The organism is Rubrivirga sp. (genome assembly GCF_049648075.1).
In the GTDB taxonomy this organism is placed as follows: domain Bacteria; phylum Bacteroidota; class Rhodothermia; order Rhodothermales; family Rubricoccaceae; genus Rubrivirga.
The window spans coordinates 1-3,015 of record NZ_JBARYR010000658.1; the positions used below are offsets into that span (position 1 = coordinate 1).

Annotated in this window: 2 protein-coding genes; both read left to right on the forward strand. The window is 68.3% G+C overall.

Annotated features, from left to right (window positions below):
• A partial coding sequence (locus tag WBA11_RS17705; protein WP_424521964.1) for a Spy/CpxP family protein refolding chaperone occupies window positions 1-565 on the forward strand: 565 nt, incomplete at its 5' end.
• A 171-nt stretch (window positions 566-736) separates the two neighbouring features.
• On the forward strand, window positions 737-3,015 hold a 2,279-nt coding region (locus WBA11_RS17710; protein WP_424521965.1), incomplete at its 3' end, for a multifunctional oxoglutarate decarboxylase/oxoglutarate dehydrogenase thiamine pyrophosphate-binding subunit/dihydrolipoyllysine-residue succinyltransferase subunit.

Consider the following 3,015-nt stretch of genomic DNA (forward strand, 5'->3'; position numbering starts at 1 on the left):
CGAGCGCCGCGGCCAGCGGCAGGACCGCGTCCAACTCACCGACGACCAGCGCGACGCGCTCCGCGACATCCGCAGCGAGTCCCGGGAGCAACGCCGCGCCCTCGAGGACGACCTGCGCAGCGGACGCCTCAGCGACGACGCCTTCGTCGATCGGATGGAGACGGTCCGTTCGGCCTCGAGGTCGCGAATCGCACAGGTCGTGCCGTCCGAGGCGGCGTCTCGCCTAAGCGAGCGACAGGACCGTCGTGCGCTCGCGAAGCAGTCGCGAGAGGCCGCCCTCGGTCTGACCGCCGACCAGAAGGCGCGTCTTCAGACCCTGCGCCTCGATCGCATCCGTACTCGTCCCGACGCGCCCGACATGCGTCCCTTCCTCGACGCGGACGGACAGCTCGATCGCCAGGCGTTCCGCCAAGCCCGGCGCGAGCGTCGCAGCGACATGCGGCCGGAGCGGCAGGCGGCCCGAGACGCCATGGCCGACGTGCTCACCGACGAGCAGCGCGACGTGATCGCGATCCACCGCGCCCTGAGCGGCGGTCGTGCGCATCGAGGACGTCGGGGCCGCTGACGTTGACTGCGCTGCCCTGACAGCTCTCGAGCAAGCAGTATGAAGCGGGCCGTCCCAGACCGGGGCGGCCCGTTTCTCGTTCGCCCTCGACGCGTCTTCAGGAATCCGGCATCGAGGACGGCGCGTACCTTCGCGCATCGCCCCTCAACGTCTTTTTCCGCCGTCGCGACCATGTTCGGATTCAACAGTGGGTACGTCGAAGACCTGTACGCCCAGTACCGTCAGAACCCCGACTCGGTCAGCGAGAACTGGCGAGAGTTCTTTGCCGACTTCGACCCCGGCCCCACGCACGCGAGCACTATCGGCGCCGGGCCGTCAGAGTCGGACGCCAAGGCTACATCTTTAGCGGACACTCCGCCTTCGGCCGGAGGCAACGGCGCCTCGTCCTCGAGGCCGACGCCCGTTCCTCCCGCGCCAGCTCCGTCCTCGAGCGCGCAGCCCTCGAGCCGTCAGGCCGATGCCAACGGCGCTGCGAGCGGGGGAGACGGCGCGCTGACCGAGCTGCCAGATCGCCTGGCCGCCCCGGAGATCGGCGTGCCCGACGGTGCCGAGGTGTCGAAGATCAAGGGCGTCGGCGCTCGGATCGTCGAGAACATGGAGGCCAGCCTGACCATCCCGACGGCCACGTCGGTCCGTGAGGTGCCGGTCAAGCTGCTGGCCGAGAACCGACGCCTCATCAACCGCCACCAACGAGCGGTCGGCGGCGACAAGGTCTCGTACACGCACCTGATCGCGTTCGCCATCATCCGAGCGATGGAGACCGTCCCGAGCATGAAGGCGGCCTACCGCGAGAATGACGGCCAGCCGGAGCGGATCGACCCGTCCTCGACGTCGTTCGGCTTGGCCATCGACGTCGAGAAGCGCGGCCGGCGGTCGCTCCTGGTTCCCAACGTCAAGGACGCCGAGGCGCTGACGTTCGGGGGCTTCCTGGGCGCCTACAACGACATCGTCAAGCGCGCGCGCGACGGCAAGCTCACCCTCGAGGACTTCAAGGACACGACCACGACGCTGACGAACCCCGGCGGGATCGGGACGCAGCTGTCGGTCCCGCGCCTGATGCCCGGGCAGAGTGTGATCGTGGCCGTCGGCGGCATCGGCTACCCGCCAGAGTACTCGGGGATGGACGCCGGCGAGCTGTCGCGGCTGGGATTGAGCCCGGTCATGACCGTGACCTCGACCTACGACCACCGCGTGATCCAGGGCGCCGAGTCCGGCGAGTTCCTCAAGCACATCGCCGAGCTCCTCCAGGGCCAGCACGGGTTCTACGACGACGTTTTCCAGTCGCTCCGCCTTCACACGCCCCCGTTCCGCGGCAACGCCGACTCGACGCCCGCGTTGGGCCGGCGCTCGCTTGGGGCGTCTGGCAAGACCTCGAAGATCGAAAAACAGGCCCGCGTCTACGAGCTGATCCGTGCCTACCGCGTCCGCGGCCACCTGCTCGCCGACACCAACCCGCTAGGCTACGAGCCCCGGAACCACACCGAGCTCGACCCGGCCAGTTACGGCCTGACGGTCTGGGACCTCGACCGGGAGTTCCTGACCGGCGGGATGGCTGGCGCGACGGCGGGCCTGGGCGGCAACCGCAAGATGGTCCTGCGCGACATCCTGGACACGCTGTGGGACACGTACACCGGCCACGTCGGGAGCGAGTTCATGCACCTGTCGTCGCCCGAGGAAAAGCGGTGGCTCATCGAGCGGATCGAGCCCCAGCAGTTCCGCGAGCCCATCGACACGGCGCGCAAGAAGCGGATCTTCGAGAAGCTCAACGAGGCCGAGGCGCTCGAGCAATTCATCCACACCAAGTACATCGGTCACAAGCGGTTTAGCCTCGAGGGCGCGGAGACGATGATCCCGCTCCTAGACGCCGTCCTGAGCGACGCGGCCGATCAGGAGACGGAAGAAGTCGTGATCGGCATGGCCCATCGAGGACGCCTCAACGTGCTCACCAACATCATGGGCAAGCCCTATGACCAGGTGTTCGGCGAGTTTGAGGGGACGCCCAATCCCGACGCGGTCCAAGGCTCGGGCGACGTCAAGTACCACCTCGGTCAGCACGGGACGCATACGTCGCCGAGCGGGAGCACGACGCAGCTGACGCTGGCGTCCAACCCGTCCCACCTCGAGGCCGTGAACCCGGTCGTCGAGGGGATGGTGCGGGCCCGGCAGCAGCAGATTGTCGAGGCGAACCCGGACTCGAGCGAGAAGCAGTTGCGCGACCGCGTGCTCCCCATCTTGATCCACGGCGACGCTGCCTTCGCGGGACAGGGCGTCGTAGCGGAGACGCTGAACCTGAGCCAGCTCGAGGGCTACCGGACCGGCGGCACGGTCCACCTGGTCGTGAACAACCAGATCGGGTTCACGACGCTCCCGATGCACTCCCGCTCGTCGGCCTACGCCACGGACATCGCGCGGATGATCCAGGCGCCCATCTTCCACGTCAACGGCGACGA